Annotated in this window: 22 protein-coding genes; 12 read left to right on the plus strand and 10 right to left on the minus strand. The window is 44.0% G+C overall.

Annotation, left to right across the window (positions count from 1 at the left end; all coding sequences use genetic code 11):
• Positions 1-115 precede the first annotated feature (115 nt).
• A complete protein-coding gene (locus tag OCU30_RS04325; RefSeq protein WP_077311790.1) occupies positions 116-562 on the plus strand; it encodes a hypothetical protein in 447 nt (148 codons plus the stop codon).
• 69 nt (positions 563-631) lie between these two features.
• On the opposite strand, the gene OCU30_RS04330 is transcribed toward OCU30_RS04325, so the two are convergent.
• Positions 632-724, minus strand: a complete 93-nt coding sequence (locus tag OCU30_RS04330) for a MetS family NSS transporter small subunit (protein WP_095532874.1) — start codon at positions 722-724, stop codon at positions 632-634.
• Positions 721-2,193, minus strand: a complete 1,473-nt coding sequence (locus OCU30_RS04335; protein ID WP_077311792.1) for a sodium-dependent transporter — start codon at positions 2,191-2,193, stop codon at positions 721-723. Before OCU30_RS04335 ends, OCU30_RS04330 begins: the two co-directional genes overlap by 4 nt.
• A gap of 711 nt (positions 2,194-2,904) precedes the next feature.
• On the opposite strand from OCU30_RS04335, the gene OCU30_RS04340 reads away from it, so the two are divergent.
• Positions 2,905-4,104: a patatin-like phospholipase family protein gene (locus OCU30_RS04340; RefSeq protein WP_077311795.1), complete on the plus strand. Its 1,200-nt coding sequence runs from the start codon at positions 2,905-2,907 to the stop codon at positions 4,102-4,104.
• 152 nt (positions 4,105-4,256) lie between these two features.
• Here the strand turns inward: OCU30_RS04340 and pyk are convergent, their stop codons facing one another.
• Positions 4,257-5,702: a pyruvate kinase gene (gene pyk, locus OCU30_RS04345; protein ID WP_077311797.1), complete on the minus strand. Its 1,446-nt coding sequence runs from the start codon at positions 5,700-5,702 to the stop codon at positions 4,257-4,259.
• A 286-nt stretch (positions 5,703-5,988) separates the two neighbouring features.
• Between pyk and mlc the strand changes: the two genes are divergently transcribed.
• The 4 genes from mlc (at position 5,989) to OCU30_RS04365 (ending at position 9,421) form a co-directional block, all read left to right on the plus strand.
• Positions 5,989-7,206, plus strand: coding sequence for a sugar metabolism global transcriptional regulator Mlc (gene mlc, locus OCU30_RS04350; protein ID WP_077311799.1), 1,218 nt, complete (start codon positions 5,989-5,991; stop codon positions 7,204-7,206).
• Between the two features lie 98 nt (positions 7,207-7,304).
• Complete coding sequence (locus OCU30_RS04355) at positions 7,305-8,246, plus strand: chemotaxis protein CheV (protein ID WP_077311802.1); 942 nt, start codon at positions 7,305-7,307, stop codon at positions 8,244-8,246.
• A gap of 213 nt (positions 8,247-8,459) precedes the next feature.
• Positions 8,460-9,014: a GNAT family N-acetyltransferase gene (locus OCU30_RS04360; protein WP_077311804.1), complete on the plus strand. Its 555-nt coding sequence runs from the start codon at positions 8,460-8,462 to the stop codon at positions 9,012-9,014.
• 248 nt (positions 9,015-9,262) lie between these two features.
• Positions 9,263-9,421, plus strand: coding sequence for a YqaE/Pmp3 family membrane protein (locus OCU30_RS04365; protein WP_077311806.1), 159 nt, complete (start codon positions 9,263-9,265; stop codon positions 9,419-9,421).
• A 177-nt stretch (positions 9,422-9,598) separates the two neighbouring features.
• On the opposite strand, the gene ggt is transcribed toward OCU30_RS04365, so the two are convergent.
• A complete protein-coding gene (gene ggt, locus OCU30_RS04370; RefSeq protein ID WP_077311808.1) occupies positions 9,599-11,383 on the minus strand; it encodes a gamma-glutamyltransferase in 1,785 nt (594 codons plus the stop codon).
• Positions 11,384-11,815: 432 nt separating this feature from the next.
• Here ggt and OCU30_RS04375 point away from each other — a divergent pair, with 432 nt between their 5' ends.
• Positions 11,816-12,898 carry a zinc-dependent alcohol dehydrogenase family protein gene (locus OCU30_RS04375; RefSeq protein ID WP_205408759.1) on the plus strand — a complete coding sequence of 361 codons (1,083 nt, stop codon included), beginning with the start codon at positions 11,816-11,818 and terminating at the stop codon, positions 12,896-12,898.
• A gap of 255 nt (positions 12,899-13,153) precedes the next feature.
• Positions 13,154-14,719, plus strand: a complete 1,566-nt coding sequence (locus OCU30_RS04380; RefSeq protein ID WP_077311911.1) for a cryptochrome/photolyase family protein — start codon at positions 13,154-13,156, stop codon at positions 14,717-14,719.
• A 134-nt stretch (positions 14,720-14,853) separates the two neighbouring features.
• On the opposite strand, the gene OCU30_RS04385 is transcribed toward OCU30_RS04380, so the two are convergent.
• Positions 14,854-15,279 (minus strand): organic hydroperoxide resistance protein, encoded by a 426-nt coding sequence (locus OCU30_RS04385; protein WP_077311810.1) that lies wholly within the window; start codon positions 15,277-15,279, stop codon positions 14,854-14,856.
• A 475-nt stretch (positions 15,280-15,754) separates the two neighbouring features.
• Here OCU30_RS04385 and OCU30_RS04390 point away from each other — a divergent pair, with 475 nt between their 5' ends.
• Entirely contained in the window at positions 15,755-16,807 is a 1,053-nt protein-coding gene (locus OCU30_RS04390; protein WP_077311812.1) for an alpha/beta hydrolase, read from the plus strand.
• A gap of 132 nt (positions 16,808-16,939) precedes the next feature.
• Here the strand turns inward: OCU30_RS04390 and OCU30_RS04395 are convergent, their stop codons facing one another.
• The gene (locus tag OCU30_RS04395) at positions 16,940-17,272 is read right to left on the minus strand and encodes a PBPRA1643 family SWIM/SEC-C metal-binding motif protein (protein WP_077311814.1); all 333 of its coding nucleotides are present in this window, start codon (positions 17,270-17,272) and stop codon (positions 16,940-16,942) included.
• A 477-nt stretch (positions 17,273-17,749) separates the two neighbouring features.
• On the opposite strand from OCU30_RS04395, the gene OCU30_RS04400 reads away from it, so the two are divergent.
• Complete coding sequence (locus OCU30_RS04400) at positions 17,750-18,208, plus strand: DUF3574 domain-containing protein (protein ID WP_235861808.1); 459 nt, start codon at positions 17,750-17,752, stop codon at positions 18,206-18,208.
• Between the two features lie 96 nt (positions 18,209-18,304).
• Here the strand turns inward: OCU30_RS04400 and OCU30_RS04405 are convergent, their stop codons facing one another.
• Positions 18,305-19,489: a NupC/NupG family nucleoside CNT transporter gene (locus OCU30_RS04405; RefSeq protein WP_077311816.1), complete on the minus strand. Its 1,185-nt coding sequence runs from the start codon at positions 19,487-19,489 to the stop codon at positions 18,305-18,307.
• A gap of 313 nt (positions 19,490-19,802) precedes the next feature.
• Here OCU30_RS04405 and OCU30_RS04410 point away from each other — a divergent pair, with 313 nt between their 5' ends.
• Positions 19,803-20,036, plus strand: a complete 234-nt coding sequence (locus OCU30_RS04410) for a hypothetical protein (protein ID WP_077311818.1) — start codon at positions 19,803-19,805, stop codon at positions 20,034-20,036.
• A gap of 121 nt (positions 20,037-20,157) precedes the next feature.
• On the opposite strand, the gene OCU30_RS04415 is transcribed toward OCU30_RS04410, so the two are convergent.
• Genes OCU30_RS04415 through OCU30_RS04425 form a run of 3 tightly spaced genes read right to left on the minus strand, consistent with a single transcriptional unit; the run spans position 20,158 to position 22,980 of the window.
• Complete coding sequence (locus OCU30_RS04415) at positions 20,158-21,468, minus strand: TRAP transporter large permease (protein WP_077311820.1); 1,311 nt, start codon at positions 21,466-21,468, stop codon at positions 20,158-20,160.
• Positions 21,469-21,490: 22 nt separating this feature from the next.
• Complete coding sequence (locus OCU30_RS04420) at positions 21,491-22,000, minus strand: TRAP transporter small permease subunit (RefSeq protein WP_077311822.1); 510 nt, start codon at positions 21,998-22,000, stop codon at positions 21,491-21,493.
• Entirely contained in the window at positions 22,000-22,980 is a 981-nt protein-coding gene (locus tag OCU30_RS04425) for a TRAP transporter substrate-binding protein (RefSeq protein WP_077311824.1), read from the minus strand. The genes OCU30_RS04420 and OCU30_RS04425 overlap by 1 nt, the downstream gene beginning before the upstream one ends.
• A 456-nt stretch (positions 22,981-23,436) precedes the next feature.
• On the opposite strand from OCU30_RS04425, the gene OCU30_RS04430 reads away from it, so the two are divergent.
• Positions 23,437-23,760 (plus strand): DUF1244 domain-containing protein, encoded by a 324-nt coding sequence (locus tag OCU30_RS04430; protein WP_077311826.1) that lies wholly within the window; start codon positions 23,437-23,439, stop codon positions 23,758-23,760.
• Positions 23,761-23,937 lie beyond the last annotated feature (177 nt).

A 23,937-nucleotide genomic window follows, 5' to 3' on the forward strand; every position in this document is an offset into this window, starting at 1 on the left:
CTCACCACTAAGCCATGGAATGGATTTACAGAGGTATTACTTATTAATGACAACCTTACAGGCTTGACTGAGTACATTGTGCACTTCTCATGTAGGATTCATATAGGTCAAAAAAATGATAAAAGCAGTCGGGATTGGTTTTATAAGTGTCATGTGCTGTGTCACTCAAGCGTTTGCTGCACCTGCAAATCAAAAGGATGTTTCTGCAAACACAAATCAACACAGTTTAGCGGCAGGTATCGCTATCGATCAGCAGCTCAGCGCAGTGTTAAGCGTCGATAATACTTACCGATTTACCGTGGGAAATAAGGGTGGCGCTGTCGATTACATTTTTAAACGTGGGCAATTTGAAAACTTGAGAGCACCCTTGAGCTGGTATGTCGGTGGCGGTGCATGGTCGCAATGGGATCATGATGAATATGGCGCGCGTTTACCCGTTGGTGTGAGCTATCCCGCAACGCGTCGCTTGGAAATGTACGCCCAAGTGCACCCAGAGCTTGATTTGCATGATGACCCAGAGTTACAGCTTGGCGCGGCATTAGGAGTGAAATACCACTTTTAAGCGGTAGAAGTGACAAATAAAAAACGCCAGAGTGAGACTCTGGCGTTTGGTGTTGCTAAACTAGGTAAATTACTTCTTCATGGCTTTGCTAACACAGATAGCCGCGCCGCCCCAAGTAATACCAAGTCCGATAATCATCATGATAATAGCGCCAGTTGTCATACGTTGGCTCCTTGTGCCGATTTTTTACTATTTACGTTAATGATAATGCCGACAGCGAGTAGTAGTGCAATCATAGCCCAACCTAAATTGAGGTTGTAACCGCCGTAACCATCGGTTAATAAGGTATCGACTTTATCCACTAGGATAATGATTAACATTGCTGGCGAAATAAACTTCAGGCAGATATCAAACCAAATCGCAATTTTAAAGTCAGACTGTTTATTGGCGTATTCACGTGAATCAGAGACTTTCATCAACCATGTCATTAGTAGTAGCTCAACCAAACAGCTGGCTAGGATACCGATGTTGTTGGCGAAGTGATCGACGAGGTCTAATAGTAACAGACCGCCATTGGTTGCGTAGGCCATAGAGATAATAAACCCAACACCCACTACCCAGTTGGCAGCTTTGCGGCGGCTACAGCCTAGCTTATCAATGATAGAAGATGTGACTGCTTCAACCAGTGAAATGTGTGAGCTCAATCCTGCAACCGTCAAAGCAAAGAAGAACAATGGGCCTAGGATATAAGGGATAGGTAACAAGTTAATGGCTTCAGGAATGGTCACAAATGCTAAGCCAACCCCTGAGCTAACAACATCGGTCACACCTTTATCTTGAGCGTGCGCCATGTAACCTAAAACAGAGAAAATCATAATGCCCGATAGAATTGAGAAACCACAGTTAAGTAGTACTGTCATAAAGGCGTTATTACTGATGTCTGATTTTTCAGGTAAGTAACTTGAATAGGCTAACATGATGGCGAAGCCAATGCTTAGCGTAAAGAAGATTTGACCATAAGCGGCGGCCCAAACTTGAAGATCCCAAATTTTACTAAAATCGGGTTTGAAAAGGTAAGTGACACCTTCCAATGCTCCAGGTAGCGTTATCATACGGGCAATCAAACCAATCACCATAAGGAATAGGATCGGCATCATAATTTTGGAGGCACGTTCAATCCCCGATTTAACACCACCGGCGACGGCTGCATAGGTGACACCCCATGCAATAACCATGGCTAACGCAATACCCCATTGAATACTTCCCAAGTTAGTCGGAGAGTTATCACCGAGCTGTAAGTAATCAGAGAAGAAATAGGCATTAGTATCCGTTCCCCAGCCTTGGGTAAACGACAACCCGAAATAGGAAATCGCCCAACCAATGACAGCGACATAGTAGATGGCAATCACGGCAGCGACGCCCACTTGGAACCAACCGAGCCACTCAAATTTTTTGTTAATAATGGATAGTGTCTTCGGTGCACTGCCACGATGGCGTTGACCCATGCTGAACTCAAGGATCATAAATGGGATGCCTGCGGTTAACATGGCAAAGAGATAAGGAATAAAAAAGGCACCGCCGCCATTTTCATAGGCCATATACGGAAAACGCCAGATGTTTCCCAATCCTACTGCAGACCCAACCGCCGCTAGAATAAATCCAGTGCGTGAGCCCCATTGTTCTCGCTTCATAATGTACTCCTTCATACTCTGAGTAATGAAGCTTCTCAATGTCCTATCAGGACCATCATGGATGTCATTTATTCGGCAAGTTCATACGAATGAATGCTAATCGTCCATGATTTAGCAAAATATTAGTTATATGTTTTCAGCTAATCGAGAGCTCAGAATTTTATGCTAAAATTAATGATGTGTGTTTGCAAAACATGAAATATTCAGCTGTGCATTACCGATAAGCCTACAATTTTATTTTTATTCTGGCAACTGAATGATAAATGTAGTGGTGATGGAATTAACAGTGTTTTATAGTGATTAATTACCACTTAACCAGATATAAATAAGATGTTTTGGTTTTATAGTGGATTTGTTCACTTAATATTTAACTTTTTATAATGTAAAACGCTAAATATTAATAATGTTTTAGTGGTGGCTTTTACAGCAGTTTATACTTGGGTGTTAGTCAATGAAAATTGAGATAATGCAACAAGGCGACTATAACTGTGGGCGCTCCTATAGTAAGGGTGTGCAGAACCTGACGAGTATAAAATGACGAGTAGACGTATTTTTATCGTTTGAGTGCCTCTATAGCAGTGTACAATGAACTTTAAGTGTACAATGAACTTTAAGTGTAAAATGTCTCTCGTTATTACCGTTATTTCCTTTGCAGTATTAATAGGAGCTGGTTTAATAACGATTATGTGATCAATGATTAGGAGTTTGCGAATGGGGCGTAATAGTGGAATCATTTGTCCCACTAGTGAGAATATTGATAACGAACAGTTATCCAGGTTTATCAGTGGAAAAAGTGCGTTGGTAGCTCAAGGTGGTGGTCAACGTGGTATCTTTACTGCCGGCGTATTCGATGCATTTTTGCAAGCCAAATTTGATCCTTTTGATGAGTACTTTGGCACCTCTGCTGGGGCACTTAATTTGTGTCCTTTTATTTGTCGTCAAGAAGGCTTAGGTAAGTCATTTATTGTTGAACTGACGACGAACCCAGAGTTTTTTCATCTTTTTAGCTATATCCGTCGTAAGCAATATATGAACTTGGACTGGGCATTTGATCAAATTCAAATTGATCCCTATCGGTTAGATATCGATACTGGGCAAGAGGTATTACGCAGTAAAAATCGCCATGCCTTTGCAGCCGCGACCAATCTGTCTGATTTAGAAGATCATTATTTGCCGATGATGCAAGATGATTGGCGTGCTGTCTTGGCCGCTACCTGTGCGATTCCGCGACTTTACCAAGGGGTAGTACCGCTTAAAGGCTATGACTACGTGGATGGTGGCGTATCCGCGGCTATACCAGTGCAAGAAGCTTGGCGACGTGATGCACGTTTTATTACGGTAATTCGTACTGAATGCGTGGAAGACTCTCTCCAAACACAGTTAGAAAATGATATTGAAAGTCGCAAAGTGGCTTGGTTCAAGGATTCGTTAAATAGCATCCAGTTGCAATGGCAGTCTAAATTACAAGAATGGAAACAAGATTGGCAGGCATTTGTTCAACAGCATAAAGGGAAGGCAAGAGCCCAAGGTTTGAATGTAATGAATGGTGGGCGCTGGATGTTTGGCGCTGATGATATCTATCGCTTAAGCTATTTACTGGGTGATAAGTTTGACTCTGGCTTGGCCGATATGCTGATGGTGCACTACCAGACGTATGGATTGACTCAAGAGTTTTTACAATCACCACCAGACGATACCTTTATTATTCAGATTGCGCCGAGTGAGCCATTGAAATCCAGCTCTTTGATGAGCCGACGAGAAGACTTGATGCATGACTATGAATTAGGTAAAGAGGCGGGAAATCGCTTTATTGCACAATATGAACAAGCGGTATCTCAGTGGTCAACGCGTGCGATTTTAGATCATCTAGACATGCATAATGTGGATCTCAATAAGCTTAGTAAACCTTAGCGATAACAACGGCTAAACAATGATGGTTAAGTCGCATGAGCCTCCTAATTAGGGGGCTCATTTTATTTTTAGAGAGATGTTTACGGCTAACGATAAAGGTTTGTTATTCAAAACATCAGCTGGCTAATGGCGATCTCATTGATGGTTCCGCGTTATAGCACAGGGAGTATGCGCATACAGTTGGTACTGCCTTCTACATTGGTAATATCGCCCTGAGTAATAATCACCAAATCACCAAACTCGAGTAGCCCAGCGTCTTTGAGCTCCGCGAGAGCGTTTTGTGCTAGCTCATGTCCAACTTGTTCTTTACCATCAAAATAAAATGGGGTAACGCCACGATATAGCGCACAGCGATTCAGTGCTGAGTTATTACGCGCAAGCGCAAATATGGGGAAGGTGGTGTTCAATCGTGAGGTCATTAATGCGGTGCGGCCAGATTCAGTGAAAGTGACCATAGCTTGAACCCCATCTAAATGGTTGGCCGCATAAATGGTCGACATGGCAATCGCTTCTTGCTCAGTAGCAAAAGAGCCAGAAATTCGATAGCTCTGACTATTAGATTCGATCATTTTTTCTGCGCCAATACAGACTGCTGCCATCGCTTCAACGGTTTCTATAGGGTATAACCCTGCGGCGGTTTCCCCTGAGAGCATCACAGCATCGGTACCATCTAAGACCGCATTCGCGACATCCATGACCTCTGCTCGGGTTGGCATAGGGTTGGCCATCATTGATTCCATCATTTGTGTCGCGGTAATTACCACCCGATTTAAGTTTTTTGCTCGAGTGATCAATTTCTTTTGCACCGCGATTAATTCTGGATCGCCAATTTCAACCCCTAAATCGCCACGGGCAACCATAATGACATCGGACTCCATAACGATATCATCGATATTTTCATCACATGACACGGTTTCGGCGCGCTCAATTTTGGCAACCATACGCGTTTTTAAACCGGCTTCTTTGGCTAAGCGGCGCGCATACTTCATATCTTCGCCATTACGTGGAAAGGAAATGGCAAGATAGTCGACGTCGATTTCCGCGGCGAGAATGATATCTCGTTTGTCTTTTTCGGTTAACGCATCTGCCGATAAGCCGCCGCCTTTTTTGTTGATGCCTTTATTGTTGGACAATACCCCGCCGACAATAACGGCAGTATGAATTTTTTGTCCTTCAACGTTGAGTACTTTGAGCTGGACACGCCCATCATCGAGCATCAGTAAATCATCACGCTGAACATCTTGCGGTAAACGTTTGTAATCGATCCCAACGGCATAGTCGTCTCCAAGACCCGGAGCCAAATCTGCATCAAGAATAAAACGCTGTCCTTCTTCAAGCTGGATACGGCCGGTTTTAAAAGTCGAAACCCGAATTTTAGGGCCTTGCAGATCCCCTAAAATCGCCACGGTACGTCCAAGCTTTTTGGCAATACTGCGTACCTGTTGGGCACGCAGTTTATGATCTTCTGCGCTACCATGAGAAAAGTTCATGCGTACAACGTTAGCACCAGCCTGAATAATGGCTTCTAGTACGCCTTCTTTGTCCGTTGAGGGACCCAATGTGGTGACAATTTTTGTTCTTCTTTGCGCCGAGGTCATAACCTGCTCCTGATGATGGATGACGATAAGGTAATAAGCGATTTGTGGAATACTGAATGTAAAGTTTGGAAGTGAATCGAGAATTTACCAGTGACATGAGTAGAATTTGCAGGCTGAATCGAAAGATAATGCCAAAAAGTCACTCGGTTTTATGAGCTTACACTATGACATGGCACGCAAACTTCCATATTGTTGCGTGATACGAGTCACGGCTAATCATCAAGTGGCTTCACAATTACTTCACAAAGTAAAAAAATTACATAGTTTTTCGTTTCTGGAGTAAATCATGTACATGGCCCAACCCGGACACATTGACCATATCAAGCAGGTGAATGCTGGCCGTGTGTATAAATTGATCGATCAAAAAGGTCCTATTTCTCGAATTGATCTGTCGAAGGAGAGCGCACTAGCGCCAGCCAGTATCACCAAAATTACTCGTGAGCTTATTGATGCCCACTTAGTCCATGAAACGACGGTTCAAGAGGCTACGTCCCGTGGTCGTCCAGCGATTGGTTTGCAAACGTTAAATGAAGGGTGGCAATTTCTTTCGGTGCGTCTTGGTAAGGGATACCTTGTGCTAGCGTTGCATGAGCTTGGTGGGGAGGTATTAGTTGATAATAAATTTGATATCCATGAAACCGATAAAACCGATCTTTTAGCGCGCTTATTGTATGAGATAAAGTATTTCTTTGATACCTATGCTGGGTTACTTGGGCGTGTGACTAGCATTGCGGTCACCGTTCCAGGGTTTGTGAATGCAGAAGAGGGAATTATTCTGCGTATCCCTCATACTGGTATTCGTGACTTGCCAATCGGTGAGGCTATCTATAACGCGACAGGATTGCCCGTTTTTGTCGCCAATGACACACGCGCTTGGGCCTTAGCAGAGCGTTTATTTGGTCATGCTCAAGATGTCGATAATTCTGTCCTAGTGTCTATTCATCATGGTGTGGAAGCGGGCATTATTGTTGATGGGCATATTGTTCAAGGACGTAAAGGTCATATTGGGGATTTAAGCCATATTCAAATCGATCCTTATGGAAAGCGTTGTGAGTGTGGTAATATCGGCTGCTTAGAAACGGTTGCAACCTCACAAGCCATTCAAAATTATGTAAAAAATAGTTTGTCACAAGGTAGTGCCTCGACACTTGCTGAGTGTAATGAGTTAACCATTGAAGCCATTTGTGATGCGGCTGCTCACGGTGATGAAGTGGCGGTTGATGCTATAGAGCATTTAGGTCGTTACTTGGGTTCTGCACTGTCGATTATTGTCAATGTATTTAATCCAGAGCGCATTTTAATTGGTGGAGTGATTAATCAAGCCAAAGAGGTGTTATACCCGGTATTAATGCAAAGCATTGAACAGCAAACGTACCCAGGATACCAAGATGATTTACAGCTTGCTGAATCCCGTTTCTACAAACAAGCAACGATGCCAGGTGCTGCGTTAATTAAGCAGGCGCTTTATGATGGTGTATTGTTGATGAAAGTGGTGGAGGGCTAACGCTACTCCATCTCTTGAGAATTAAGCGACAACTCATGTTTACATTTTCGTCATCTGGTTATAATGTTATTGATGATCATCCATAGTTAGGAATCCCTATGTCAGGCGTTTTAAATACGGTCGATGCGCGTACCAATCTTGTTGGTGAAAACCGCTTAGAGCTCTTGTTATTTAGTTTACACAGTAGCCAATACTTTGCGATTAATGTGTTTAAAGTCAAAGAAGTGATCAAAGTACCGGCATTGACTAAGTTACCAGGCTCTCATATGCATGTTACAGGTGTTGCTTCTTTAAGGGGTGAGTCTGTACCTGTCATCGACTTGCGCAGCGCTATCGGGTTTCCGCCTCCACGCCAAGAAACAACCGAGCACAATCTTATCATCACTGAATATAACCGGTCGGTGCAAGGCTTTTTGGTTGGTCAGGTTCGTCATATTATTAATACGACGTGGAGTGATATTCAGCCGCCGCCTAGAACAACAGGACGTTCCACGTATTTAACTGCCATCACTCATCTCAAAGACAAAGAACGTTCGCATATCGTTGAGATCATCGATGTGGAAAAAGTGCTCGCCGAGATCATCGATTATGATGTGTCGATTTCAGAAGAGGTGCTCGATAGAGACTTATTAGGGCATATGAACGGCCGTCGTGTTTTAATTGTTGATGACTCATCTACGGCACGTAACCAAGTTAAAGGAACGCTATCTCAGCTTGGTCTTGAGATCATAGAATGTCGTGATGGTTTAGAAGCGTTAACGTTATTACAATCTTGGTGTGATGCTGGCAAGAATATTCATGATGAATTATTAATGTTGATTACCGATGCCGAGATGCCAGAAATGGATGGGTATCGTCTAACGCGTGAAATTCGCCAAGATAAACGTATGCATGATCTGCACATCACTCTTAATACATCCCTCAGTGGTAGTTTTAACGATGCAATGGTCGAGAAAGTAGGCTGTAATCGTTTTATTTCTAAATTCCAGCCTGATTTACTGGTTGAAGTGGCGCAAGAGCGTTTACGAGAAGTTTTATAACCTGTTGGTGTTGTAGAGTTTTAGTTGAAAGCGCGATATTCGCGCTTTTTTTATTCCTTTCATTGTTTCCACACTGCTCGGGCGCTTCTACTGTTTTTCCTATCTTGCGTATTTAATTCATGGTAAACATAAACTTGTTGAATTTAATCATGATTAAATCTAAACAATAACGGACTAGACCATCACAGTGATGGATAATTAAGAGGGAATAGGATGAATCTATTAAGAGTAAAAGATCATGTGTTAGAAGATTTTATGGCGCTTGAGCTCGTGACGCCACGACTACGCTTAGTTCCTGTGTCAGCTGTTTTCGCAACGGCTATTTTACGAGAGTTCAGCCCTGAAATTACTCAATATATGACGCCCGATACACCCCAAAAACTGTCTGATGTGTCTAGTTTTGTCGAAGACTCGGTCGCGGATATGCAAGCAGGAAAAGAGATCATGTTGGCAATAACTGATGTAAGGACGCATGATTTTATTGGAATTTGTTGCTGCGCAGCCAAAGATGCTCCACACACACCAGAGTTGGGGGTTTGGGTGAAAAAATCCGCTCATGGTAAAAAATTTGGTTTGGAAAGTGTCACCACTTTGGTGAGTTGGGCAAAAGAAAACCTTAATTACGATTTTCTTATTTATCCGGTAGATCGCGCTAATATTGCGAGTCGTAAAATACCAGAGGCTTTAGGTGGTGAAATAGTGGCAGAAAAACCACTTGAGACGCAATCAGGTATTCCTTTAGATGGATTAATATATAAAATCCATTGATATAAGCAGGTCTTGTTATTTCTTTGTCAAATTTGTCAGGCTTTAGACATGAATGAATATTAAGCAAGACAATTTAAAATTTCGTTAATACAATGATAAACAAAGCATTAGTAATATTATTTAAATGTTTACTGTTGCTTTACTGATGGTAAATCAGTCAATGTGTTGCTACTTATCCAAGCAAAATTGTTTAGGCAAGCTATTCTAATTATTACACTTACCCCAAAAAATTGATTAGGAACGAAGATATGGATTTAATTCGAATTTTATGTTCTGTGCTATTACCACCATTAGGTGTTTTTCTACAAGTTGGTATTGGGGGAGCTTTTTGGCTCAATATTCTTCTCACCATTCTTGGGTATATTCCGGGTATTATTCATGCTGTTTGGGTTATCGCGAAGCGTTAAAATCAAGCGATATCGACAGCCTCTCGGCGATTATCATAAAAAGCCCAGCTCATGTGAGCTGGGCTTTTGCGTTCATACATAATACGTAACTTATACGATAATGACGCACTCAATGCTGATTAAATTGATGGTGGCGCAACGTAGTGTCACGCCACAAAACGTCAGCGAGGGACGACATTAATAACCGATAGCGGCCCCTTGTGGACGACGAGCGTCATTGGCGCCGTAAAGGTATCCTTCGCGAACTTTACCAGAGACAGCAGAGTCACTAACGTTCGAAGCTTTCTCTTGCTTAATCACACTTGGTAAGCCAACCATAATAGCCTCGGCGGCGCCCCATGGTTTTTTCTCAACCATTTTATAGCCGCGTTGTTTGAGAATCTTCAGGGTATCAGGGGAGATGCCTCGGGTCTCATAAAGCACGACGTCAGGTAGCCATTGCTGGTGGATACGCGGCGCATTGACCGCCTCTTGCAAGGTCATACCGTAATCAATGACATTCATGACGGTATTCAAAGTAATCGTAATGATTAAAGATCCGCCCGGAGAGCCAACGACCATAAAGGTTTTGCCGTCTTTAGTCACAATCGTCGGAGACATCGATGACAGTGGGCGTTTACCTGGGGCAATGGCATTGGCTTTACCTTGGACTAAACCAAACATGTTGGTCGCACCCACTTTCGATGTGAAGTCATCCATTTCATCATTCATCCAAAAACCATAGCCGGGTGCCATAACACCAGAACCAAAGCGGCCGTTAATGGTATAGGTGGTGGAGACAGCGTTGCCCGCTTTATCGATGACAGAATAATGCGTGGTTTGTGGTTTTTCATGGGGAGGCACGCCTGCTGCGAGCTCTTTTGAGGGCGTTGCGTTAACCGGATCGATCTGTTGACGAATGGTTTTCGCATACTCTTTACTGAGTAGCTTTTTCATTGGAATATTCACAAAGTCAGGATCGCCCAATAGACTATTCCGGTCAACGAAAGCATGACGCATTGCTTCCGCGGTGTAGTGAATCGCATCCGCTGAGCCATACCCCATAGAGGATAAATCATAACCTTCAAGGATATTGAGAATCTCACACATCGTGGTTCCACCAGAGCTTGGTGGTGGCGCAGAGATGAAATCGTAGCCACGATAAGAACAGGTCACGGGCTTACGATCTTTGGCTTCATAATTGGCAAAATCTTTGGCCGTGAGGTAGCCGCCGTTGGCTTTAGAAGCTTTTTCTATCGCGTTTGGAATATCGCCTTTATAAAATGCATCTGGTCCTTTTTTGGCAATGCTTTCGAGGGTGTCAGCAAGTGCGGTTTGTACTAAGCGATCACCGGGTTGTAGCGGACTGCCATCTGGACGTAAAAAGATTTTCGCGGCCTGCTTGTCACTGCGTATTTTCTTTAAGCTGGTATCGATGACATCGGTATCCCCGCGAGTCAAAATAAACCCTTCACGTGCCAATTTGATGGCTGGAGCCATAAGCTGTGCTCGGGAGAGTTTGCCTGACCCATATTCTTGCAAAGCTTTTTCCATACCACGCACCGTACCAGGTACACCGACTGCACCCCAGCCTAATAAACTCGCATGGGGGATAAGGTCCCCTTTATCGTCTTGGTACATTTTGGCACTGGCGGCGGCTGGCGCCATTTCACGAAAATCAATGAAATGATCCGAGCCATCGGCCATGTGAAGCGTCATAAACCCGCCACCGCCAATGTTGCCGCAACATGGGTTGACCACTGCTTGTGCATAACCGACCGCAACGGCAGCATCCACCGCATTGCCACCCATTTTTAAAATGTCGATGCCTGCTTGTGAGGCAAAACGTTGTGAGGAAACGACCATACCATTTTTCGCTTCTACTGCGGGCAAGGTCGCAGCGACCGCCACGTGTGATAGCAAAGGGGTCGCCAGGGCGGTCAGTGTTAAGGCTCCTGAAAGGAGAAGTTTTTTATAGTCCATGATGTCTTCCGTAAATATCATAGAACTCAATCTCAGGTTGAGAACAAGTTACTACTAACAAAAAATCGGCGTGTAATCAGTGTGACATCCACGTCGAAAGTGAGCGAGTTAGCATTATTATGCTGTCAAGAAAATAAGCGTAACACACCGTATTTATTGAATAATTAGCTAATCTATCAGTGTGTTAGAATAACCTTATGTGGCTTGTTCGACTAGCTCTATTTAAAAAATCTGTAGAAATAATGTCCGAGTTTAGAGTCAATTCATAAAATGCAGATAAAGTGAAAATGGTTGGTGTGGTTATTTTTTCATCGGGTATCTCTTGCATTTGCTAATATAAGCCCAATGTTTATAGATAACCTAGTCAATAAGATAATTTTGATGGGATAAAAATTCGCTAATTTAGTGTCATCGCTTTCACAATGCCCTGTAATGACAGCGCATGTTACTGGCTATATGAATGACGCTAACAGCACACTCAATCAACAAGAGGACGCTTATATGAAAGCCATGACCTTGAAGCAACCCGGTGGCCTTGACCAAATCACACTCAGTGAACTGCCTGATCCTGGTCAGCCCGGAGAAGGGGAAATTCGTGTTGCGATCAAAGCAAGCTCACTCAATTATCATGATCTATTAGTGGCGCAAGGCGTCGCGCCCACAGAAGCCGATCGCATTTTAATGTCTGACGGTGCCGGTGTGGTTGAAGCAATCGGTGAAGGCGTTCACGAGTTTGCCGTTGGTGACTCGGTTGTGTCGACCTTTTTCCCTAACTGGACGGCGGGACAGCCATTTACAGGCGTAGGGCACTTTGCGGCAACGCCTGGTGATGGCGCTCCAGGTATGGCAGCGCAAGTGGTAGTGAGACCGGTTAATGCGTTTACTAAAGCGCCACAAGGTTGGAGCCATGAAGAAAGTGCTACCATTACTACTGCGGCATTAACTGCGTGGCGAGCATTGGTTGTTGACGGCCAATTAAAAGCTGGCGAAACGGTATTAACGTTAGGGACTGGCGGTGTCTCAATTGCGGCAATTCAACTTGCTAAAGCCATGGGCGCGCGCGTTATCGCCACTTCCTCTTCTGATGAGAAGCTAGAGAAGGTGAAAGCGCTTGGGGCAGATGAAGTCATTAACTACAAAACGCACCCAGAATGGGCGCAAGAAGTGTTAACACTGACGCAAGGCGAGGGCGTTGATCACGTCGTTGAAGTTGGTGGTCCCGGTACATTAGCGCAATCGATCCAGTCGATTAAAGTCGGAGGACATATTGCGTTGATCGGTGTACTCACTGGCGTACAAGGGGATGTGCCAACAGCTGTACTTATGGCAAAACAAGCTCGCTTGCAAGGCTTAATTGTGGCAAGCCGTCGCGACCAGCAAGAATTTATTGCTGCACTTGAAGCCAATGACATACGTCCTGTGATTGATACTACCATGCCGTTTGAGCAGTTAAGCGAAGCATTTGACTATCAAAAATCTGGTCAGCACTTCGGTAAGATTTGTGTAACGTGGTAAATGAGAGTGCTCATCTGTAACTGGGACTTAGTGCGCACATTGTTTGTATAAACTGACTCCCCGTCAATAAAAAAAGCTAAAGTTGCTTTGTGGCAGCTTTAGCTTTTTTATGTTTAAGCCATACTTATGAAAGGCGTTATCGCTTAAACTGACGTTGTGATTAAACTGATAGTCACACCATTTTAACGCAATGCCATTGACAGTCATGACGACGGATAACCATCATCTAACCTACAGTTGCCAAACTTACGCATTATGAAAAATAATCACTCAAAATATCATACTCTCCGTGTCATTCTAGGCGATCAACTGAACGCCGCTCATTCTTGGTTTAAAACGCAAGATGATGGTATCGTCTATTTGATCGCCGAGCTCCACCCAGAAGCCACTTATGTCAAACACCATATTCAAAAGCTTTGCGCGTTTTTTGTTGCGATGGAGCGTTTTGCCCACGCACTAAAAAACAATGGACGTGAAGTGTGTTACCTAACGCTGGATGATACTCAGCAGCAAAGCTTACAAGAGGTGATTTTAAATGTTGCAACCCAGTACAACGTTGAGTATGTAGAACTACAGCGTCCTGATGAGTATCGTGTTTTACAGCAATATGAGCAGCTTATCTCCAGACACTCGATTCCGCAAATCAGCATGGTAGAGAGTGAACATTTCTTGTTACCTTTCAGTGATATCCCCGACTTTTTCCAAGCGAAAAGCACTGTTCGCATGGAGCCGTTCTATCGTAAAATGCGCCAGCGTTTCAATATTTTGATGGATGATGATAATAAGCCGGAAGGTGGGCAATGGAACTACGATATTGCCAACCGCAATAAAATCAAAGCGCAAGATCGCGCTGATATTCCCGAGCCATTATGTTTTCAACATGATGTGTCTCATGTGCTAGAACGTATTCACCGCCATGATATAACCTGCTTTGGAAAAGAAGAGGCTTATTTACTATGGCCGGTCACCAGACAAGACGCTCTCAATTTACTGGCTTTTTTTTGTGAACATTTATTGCCGAACTTTGGGCGTTTTCAAGATGCCATGACGCATAAAACGCCTCACAGTTGGAGCTTGTATCATTCGCGGCTGTCGTTTGCTCTCAACGCAAAATTCATCACTCCAATGCATGTTATCCAATCGGCCTTAGCGGCGTACCAAAAAAATGAGGCTATCGACATTGCTCAAGTGGAAGGCTTTGTGCGACAAATTCTTGGTTGGCGTGAATATGTACGCGGCATGTACTGGATTAATATGCCGGATTATGAACAACAAAATGCTCTCAATGCCACGCGAGATTTACCTCATTATTTCTGGAGTGGCAAAACCAACATGAAATGCCTGGCCAGTGCGATTGGACAATCGCTCGATTATGCTTACGCACATCATATTCAGCGTCTGATGGTGACAGGGAATTTCTGCATGTTGACGGAAATTGAACCACCGCAAGTCGATGAATGGTATCTAGGCATTTACGTGGATGCTTTACAATGGGTAGAGTTACCCAATACACGAGGCATGAGCCAATTTGCCGACGGTGGTTGGATTGCCTCCAAACCTTATGCAGCCAGTGGAAACTATATACAGAAAATGAGTGACTACTGCGGGGATTGCCATTACCAAGTCAAAGAGAAAAGCAGTGCGGAGTCGTGCCCATTGAACAGTTTATACTGGCACTTTATGGTGAAACATCGCGAGCGCCTGTCGAAAAATCATCGCATTGGTATGATTTATGGCAACTGGGACAAACAAAGCGATGACCAAAAGCAAGCAGTCTTAGCAAGAGCCGAATGGTGTTTGCAAAACATTGATACGCTTTAACTTTAGTACGATATCAGCATAGATGAAGACGCATGCGAAGAATGTGCATGAGGGTCAGAAGTGAATAAAAAAGCCGCTTGGTATATCACCAAGCGGCTGACTATCATCGGCGGATTAAAGACGATGTAAAACGATTACAGGACAGTAAGCGTTACGTCGATGTTGCCACGAGTTGCATTTGAGTATGGGCAAACTTCGTGCGCTTTATCAACAAGTTGTTGAACAAGTTCTTTATCTAGTTCAGGCACATCAATGCGTAGTTCGACCGTAATACCAAAGCCTGTGTCTGTTGGGCCAATGCCAACCAAGCCTTCGATAGTCGTGGCTTCAGGGATGGTGACTTTTTGTTGTGATGCGACTAATTTTAGGGCGCCAGTAAAACAAGCGGCATAGCCTGCTGCGAAAAGCTGTTCAGGGTTAGTACCTTCACCACCTGGGCCACCCAGTGCTTTGGGTGCAGTCAATTTAAGATCAATGGCTCCATCATCGGCTGTAGCATGACCATCGCGGCCACCGTTAACTTTTGCTTGAGCTGTGTAGAGAACTTTATCTAAAGACATAGTATTACTCCGTTGTTTTCAAAAAATTGACGATTCGTACCGACAATGTGTGGCCTTACTCGTAAAACTTTGTGAGTAAACGTGTAAGGCTAAGGCGCGAATATCATGAAAGGCGCTCTTGTCACCTGATGTCAATAACCATAGCAGTCGATGTTATTACTTGCAAGCAATTTAATTGTGCGCAATGTAAATGTAAAGAGAAACGATAAAAACAAAACACCAAAGATGAATGGAGCTTGCCAGCAACGCGTCTGTCGGGCACCATTTTCCGAGAAGGTTTAGGCGAGTACTTGCATAGGCGACAGTATGACGTAATACAACGCGTAGTATGTGGGTAACGGTGAATTGCGCGATGTCCGGTAGTCATCGCGATTAAGCCGCTGTTCGTGACAAACATGAGTGATATAGAGACAACCAGCCGATAGGCGTTATTCATTATCTGTGCATTATTGACTTTTTATAGTAAGGAATCGTTGTGAAAAAATACTTGGCGACCATGCTCGCTTTCTTATTCAGTACGCAAGCAAATGCCAATTCCCACCTCAGCTACGCGCAACGTTTTCATCATCATTCTCATATACTCGATGAGCGTCGCGACTACAGTGTGCATTTACCCGCAAATTATGCTGAGCACCCGGGTCAACACTATCCGGTCGTGTACTTATTAGATGGGGAAAGCCGAATGTTACAAGTGGCCGGCATTGTGGAAGCATTTCAAAGTAAGTTGAGTGCGCAGACCCCAGAGATGATCATTGTGGGTATTCATAATACAGATCGTATGCGTGATTACACGCCGACTCACTATGAAAAACTCCCCAACGGTGAGCAAGCTCCTTGGCGTGAACACACCGGTGGCGGGCGACGGTTTATTGATTATATGACTCAAGAGCTTATGCCGATCATTGATAAAAACTACCGTACGGCAAAACCCAATGTGTTGATTGGACACTCTCTAGGCGGGCTGCTGACTCTAGATGCCTTGGCAGCACATGATGATTTTTTTCAAGGGTTTATCGCAATCGATCCAAGCTTATGGTTTGATTATCCCAATTATTACCAACGCCTAGTTGGGGAGCTCAATAAGCCGTTTACTGCTCCGGCTGCTTTATATTTGGCGATCGCCAATAATCCATTTACACCATCGCTAGGGCGAGACTCTTCACATCGTGATCGGTTACTAGCATTGAAGTCTCTTGTTGAGCCAAAGAAAGGCGGAGATTTCTTAATGCATAGCGAATATTTTGAGCAGGCTGATCATCATTCTGTGTATCATTTGGCCGTTTATCAAGGGCTGCAGTGGATATTTGCAGGTTACTCGATTCCGACCGACCCTCAAATATTACAGCTAAAGACGGTAAAAGCGCGTTATCAAGCACTGAATCAGCGTCTTGGCAGCCAATTAACGCCGCCTTACGCTATGCTAGAGGCGCTTGAGAAAAAAGCGAAACATTGGCCGACAATGCAACTTTCAACCACTGAAATACAAGCGATTAAACAGTACTTTTATCCATCCACACATCGTGATTAAACGGTATTGACGCGTGCTGCTTTTTGAATGGTGTAAGGAGAGAAGCTGATGTTTGATTAAAGTGAGCACTGTGACATGAGGCGATACCTGGATAAATTGCCAGTTACCGCCCGATAAGGGCGGTATCGTGATTTATGCGCAGCATTTTTTATATTTTTTCCCGCTACCACAAACACATGGCTCATTTCTGTTCGGCGTTTTTTCAAATGTGGTGGTGGTCGGTTTGTTTAATAAGGTATCGAGCTCAAGCGTGTTTTCTTGTTGAGATGCATCAACAATAATATGAGTAATAATGGCATGCTCTTGCGCAATCACGTCGATTTCCGCTTTACGTTCGTCAGAGGCCACCGTCACAGTGATAGGGGCTTCAGCCGTTCCTGCTTTTACATCACGGTTTACGTTGTAACCGGATTTTACGTGGTTTTTTCTTGTTTCAATACGACCTTTGAAAAACAATTTAGACATGGTGGGGCTCTTTAGTTAGGGAGATAGCGCAAAAGGAGCAGGGATTATACGCGTGATCGTAAAATGATAAAGCGTTATCGTCATTGAAGTGTTGCTTGAAGATAAAAAGAGAGAAACAAGGCGTAGGTATGCGTCGGGAGTTTTATATTTATCCCATAAAATCAATATGATAAAAATAATTTCATCCAGTGTTTCAATGAGGCGTGTTGACATCGTGGCTTGATAAAAAGCGCATGACTGTTAATGCCGATTGAAGAGCACTGTTCACATAGTGCAGGAGACATATCCCACGCTATATTCAACGAACATGTCTCCTCAAGGTGATGACTTTATGATACTTGTCTCTCAGTGCGACTTTTTAGTGATCATGATATTCTTTGCGCCGCCTAAAGGAAGAGTGTGCTGCACGTTAAGCTAGACCGCTCACCATTGGCACTTACGATGTGTAAATCATACTAACAATAAATGGAGTTATTTATGACCCTCCCTATTTTTGTACGTTCTAAATGGATGAAGTTAGGCGTATTGACTGCAAGCGCAGTGCTTTTTGGATGCAGTAATCAACCAGCGCAAAGCGCCGTCGCCGCCGAGACATCGACATGTACGGTCGGTAACCAAATGGCTGAAACCACTCTATATTTTGGCATGAGCCGTCCACATGGGCCTAACATTACGGAGAAAGAGTGGCAAACCTTCGTCGATAAGCAAGTCACGCCACGTTTTCGTAACGGGTTAACCGTATTTAGCGGTAAAGGCCAATGGTTAGGCGCGGATGGCAGTATTGCCAAAGAAGGCAGTCATGCATTAATGCTCATTCATCCGATTCAGTCGGCAGAGAGCGAAAAGAATATTGAAGCGTTGCGTACGCTCTACAAAACGCAATTTAAGCAAGAATCTGTCATGCGAGTCGATGCGACAAAATGTGTGTCGTTTTAACGCGCGATAGCTTGTGAGCATGTCAGCAAAAAAGATGTGAAAGCAATAAAAAAAGCCAACACGCAGTGTTGGCTTTTTGTCGGCCGCGCCTAATTGTTACAGCACCAAGCCTGCTATGGCCGCAGAGAGTAAGCTGACTAGGGTGGAACCATAGACGAGGCGGAAACCGAAACGAGAAACCACGTTACTTTGTTTTTCATCCACGCCTTTGATGGCACCGGCAACAATCCCAATCGAGGCAAAGTTGGCAAAAGAGACGAGAAAGACGGATAAAATACCTAGGCTACGCGGGGCAAATTGCTCAGCAATATCTTTGAGTTGCAGCATTGCAACAAACTCGTTGGAAACAAGTTTGGTCGCCATAATACTGCCCGCGTGCAGTGCATCTTGTCCGGAAATACCGATAATCCAAGCTAACGGATAGAAGACATAGCCCATCAATTCTTGGAAACTAATGCCAAACACGGCAGAGAATAGGGCGTTCAATGCTGCAATTAAGGCAATAAAGCCTATCAACATCGCTGCGACGATCATCGCGACACGGAAACCCGCGAGGATATAATCCCCCAACATTTCAAAGAAGCTTTGTTTTTCGTGCAGAGCGCTGAGTTCCGGTTCTGGCTCTTCACTCGCATCATATGGGTTGATGATCAATAACAAAATGAACGTGCTGAACATATTCAAAACCAGTGCTACCACCACATAACGAGGTTCAATCATTGACATGTAAGCCCCGACAATCGACATCGAAACGGTCGACATCGCGGTGGCCGCCATGGTGTACATCCGGCGCGGTGATTGTTGCCCCAAAATACCTTTGTAGGCAATGAAGTTTTCAGATTGACCCAGCAGTAATGAACTTACTGCATTAAAAGATTCGAGTTTGCCCATTCCGTTTATTTTTGATAACACAGTACCCACAATGCGAATAACCCAAGGTAGAATACGGAAATGTTGCAAAATACCAATTAATGCTGAGATAAAAATGATAGGGCATAAGACGTTTAAGAACACATAAGCTAGGCCTTGCTTGCTCATGTTACCGAAGACGAATTCAGTGCCTTGCCCGGCGAATTTCATCAATTCATCGAACAGACCGGCAAATGAAGAAACCGCAACAATGCCAGCTTTTGAGTTCAGTAAGAACCATGCTAACAATATTTCAATGACGACTAACTGAATGATATAACGAATTTTAATCTGTTTACGATCGTAACTAACGATGAGAGCTAGAGCGAAAATCACCACAATAGCTAAGCAAAAATGTAACATGGATTGCATATAAAATTATCCCTAAACTAAACCAGCAAAACCAAAAAATGTGAGTATACCATAGCCTAATTGATAAATAAGACAGGATTGGTTTTTATAAGCCGCGAATGACCGCTAGCCTGCGTCTTGCTTTGAGAGAGCGATATTTCTTTTGTTCTATGACGTTAAACATAACGTTTGCACCGCGTCCGATTAGTTCCATTAAACGACTGGATTTGCTGTTACTGTTTAGACTTAACAGACGTTATGATATAAGCCATACAATGATAAGATTGTGGCCGGTATAACAGAGCCTGTTTCACTTTAAACAAAAAGACTAACTATGAATTTTGATATCAATACACTGCAACACCACCAACTGATCGAAGATGGGCAACTAGAAGGGTGTTACCTCCATCAGCCTGTTCAAGGCAGTCAGCCAAACGATACCGCTGTTTTAGCAGAGCGCCAAGCGCTGGAAAAAATGGGTTATAAAGTCGTACAGGTTCAGGCGAAAGGCGGGACAACCACGTTTGCCGAAGCAATGCAAAAGCTTGCCAAGCAAACAGGTCATTAGTCTGATGAGTGAACGATAGCAATCAAGGCCGTCATTAAGCACACACACGACATATTATCTAAGTCTCAAGTGTGTGTCCTTTTTAATGTTGCCTGTTAATGATGGGTCACATTGTTAGCCACTAAGTTGGTGGTGACAGAGCCGTGGGTAGCCACAAGGCAATCTCAGGCACTAAACATAAAATCAGTGCCGCTGTGCACATGAGGATAAAGAAGGGAAAAGCGGCTTTTGCCACTTGGCCGATTTTCTCTCCGGTTAGTCCTTGTAGCACAAAGAGATTGAATCCCACCGGTGGGGTGATTTGCCCAAGCTCGATTAAGATAACGAGAAATACCCCAAACCAAATCGGATCAAACCCCGCTTGTACCACAATCGGTAGCGTAATGGGCAAACTCATTACGGTAATCGAAATACCATCGAGAAATAACCCTAGCACCACGTAGAAAATGGCTAGAGTAAACAGCAGCCAAGCAGGAGATAAGTCTAAGCTCGCAATGTACTGAGCAAGATCAGAAGGTAGGTGTAAAAAGCCCATCGCGGTCGAGAGTAATGCCGCTGAGACCAATATGCTGCACACCATAGTCGAGCTTAATAATGTTGCCGTTAGCGCGTCTTTAATCATCGCGAAAGTTAGCTGGCGTTCTTTTAATAAAATCAACAAGGTGGCAAAAACACCCACTGCGGCGGCTTCGGACGGGGTGGCAATTCCGGTATAAATTGCCCCCATTACAATCACGATCAAAGAAATGACAGGGAGCAGTAAAGTAATGCTTCTGAGTTTACTGATCGATTGTGTACTGTCTGGTGGGCATAATGACGGGTTGATTAAAGCGCGTGCAATTAAATAGCCAGAGTAAAGCGTGGCAATTAAAACGCCGGGTAAGATGCCAGCCATAAATAGCTTGCTGATTGAAACTTCGGATTGGATACCATAGACGATCATCACCAACGATGGTGGGATAAGTAGCCCTAAACTCCCGGCACCGGCTAATGACCCGATCGATAAACGGCGATCATAGCCGCGTTTTTTAAGTTCAGTGGTGGTAATTTTACCTACAGTCGCGGTTGTCGCCGCACTTGACCCACTGACTGCAGCAAACAGCGCACAACCAAACACATTGGTATGTAAGATCCCGCCGGGGAGCTTTTTCGTCCAAGGCTCTAGGCCCTTAAAAAGCCGATCGGAAATATCAGAACGAAAAATAAGCTCGCCCATTAAAATAAATAAAGGGATAGCTGAGAGCTCCCATGAATTGCCGGCTCGAAAGAGGATCCGGCTCAGAATGACCCCTGAGCGATGAAAGCTCACATCACCAATCACAACTAAAGAAAGCAGGGCGACAATCGCGAGGCCAGAAAAGACCCAAACGCCTAGTCCAAGCACGATAAAAATAAGTGCGATAACGGCGGCGGCAGTGAAGACAATATCCATATCGAATTCCTATTACGTGTGATTAAGTATGCTCAACATGCGGCACACGGCGTGTGGAAACCAGTTGCAGCATTCGCACAAAGAGAGTCAAGCACAGTAAACCAAGACCAACCAACACCATAGATTCGGGGATCCAGAGCGGGGTTTCCGCAATCGATGAGCTGGTGGTGCCACGTTTTAAGCTGCGTAGGGTATTAATGTACCAGTAGTAGGAAATCCAAGTGAACACCACAAACGATAGGGCAGAGACCACGAAATCGAGTATCCAATGAAAACGCTCAGGTAATCGATCGCTCAGGATATTCACCTTAATTAAGCTATTACGCTCTAAACTGTAACCTAGCCCTAAAAACGTGATCGTTGCGACCGCATAACCGACGAATTCATCTAACACATACGTGGATTCACCACATAAGCGTAAAACGATTTCGAGCAAAATATGGCCCAGCACATATACGATTAACAGCATGGCGAGCGCGCCAGACAACTTATTAAGTTGTCTGGACAGTGCAGTAATCAGTCGGATTGGCATTATTGACCGCTCTCAAATTTTTTCATGATCGCTTGGCCGGTTTGGCCGGTGTCTTTTAGCCATGCTTTAAGCGAGGGTTTGGCAGAGGCTTGTAGCCAGCGAATAAACGGTTGAGGAAGGTCTTGGTGAATCGTTACTTTATGCTGAGCGAGCTCTTTATAGTTATGCGCCACACGTTGTTTGACGGTTTTCCAGTTATGCTTATCGGTTAATGCGGCGGCTTTTAGAATCGCTTGTTGATCCGCTTTGGATAAGTCATCAAACTCATCTTTGTTCATGTGTACCATATTGAGCGGGATGGCGTATTGGATAGCGCTGTAGTGATTAAGATGCTCCCAAAATTTACCGCTTGCCCCTGCATCTGCCGAGGTTAGTACGGCTTTAATCCCTCCCGTTGATAGCTGCGGAACCACATCGGCCCAGGATAGCTTAACAGGCTCTGCCCCTGCTTCACGTAAGGTGAGCGTGCCGTTTTTATCATAAGTGCGGATTTTTAAATGCGCTAATTCTTGTTTGTTGGTGACTGGCGTTTTAGACCAAATACCACTGGCAGGCCAAGGTGAGGCGTATAATAAGATCTGATTATTATCGGCAAAAACTTGTTCATAGTAAGGTTTGGTTATTTCATAAAGACGCTTTGCTTGATCTTCATTTTCGACTAAAAAAGGCAGTGATGAGACAAGAAAGAGCGGATCAATCCCCGACATACTACCAGCTAAAGTATCAGCAATTTGTACCGCATCGTCTGCGACGGCGTAAAAGTTATCAGCGGATTTAAAACCCAAGGAGCCACCGGTGTGCAAGGTAATATCCACATCGCCTTTACTTAATTTAGACACTTGGTCAATAAAATATTGATCGCCTTGAGCGTGGATAGACGATGCGTTGTATTCATTGGAGAAATCCAGTTTGGCGGCTGAAAAAGCGGCCGGCGTGTGTAAAAGTACCGCTGAGAGTGCAATAAGTCCGTATTTGCGCATAATATCTTCGTCCTGAAGGTAGAGGTGACTTTTTACTCTATGCGTCTTTTATGCAATGAAGGATTCGTAAAGCGACAAGACATTTATCAGTTACGACAATGTTTTATAAAGATGACGAAAATTTATACGTTCATACTCATAGCAAACGAATAAATCGCGATAACGCCAGTTTTAGTATTCAATCACAATCAAGCTAACAGTATCTCGATAACGATGCATTGAATAAGATAACGAATGTGAATCGGTTTACGGTCTCATTGGCTAAGAGAGCGAGAGTGCCCCCCATGAGCGGGGCAAATGTAGTACGGGTACATATAGGGTTATTCTTTAATATGCAGAGGGTGAAATAGTGGGGTAAGCAACGTACGTGAAGAATGAGAATTGCGCTCTTGTTTCCGTCGTGTCGACGTGTAGACTTTAAAGTAAAAGACCCGTAAATTCGAAAAGGAATACATTGTGGCACAATTTAAATACAAGCAACTGACCCAAGAACAACAAGATAAGCTTGATGCTGCGGCATTTCGCCGCTTATTGGCGCATTTAGATGACAATAAAGATGTACAAAATATCGATTTGATGGCTTTGGCTGGTTTCTGCCGTAATTGTTTTAGTAAATGGTATGCTGCAGAAGCAGAGCAATTGGGCGTCGATCTTGACTTGGATGATGCACGCGAACGTGTTTATGGTATGACTTATGAGGAGTGGAAAGCTAACCATCAGCCTAAAGCGACTCCAGAACAATTGGCGGCATTCGAAGCTCGTCAAGCTAAAAAGGGTTAACCATTACCTCTTTTCAAACAGCTCGCTGAATTAGCGAGCTTTTTATTGGGTGGCGATAAATTCTATAACTATCAATACTTATGCCTGTGGTGTTGAGTGCAAGTACAGAGAGTGAGTTTAGTGATACCCAGTTAAATTTCTATATCCAGCAGAATCATATTGGCAATGCTAATTGTT

It is taken from the genome of Vibrio palustris (assembly GCF_024346995.1).
GTDB lineage: Bacteria > Pseudomonadota > Gammaproteobacteria > Enterobacterales > Vibrionaceae > Vibrio > Vibrio palustris.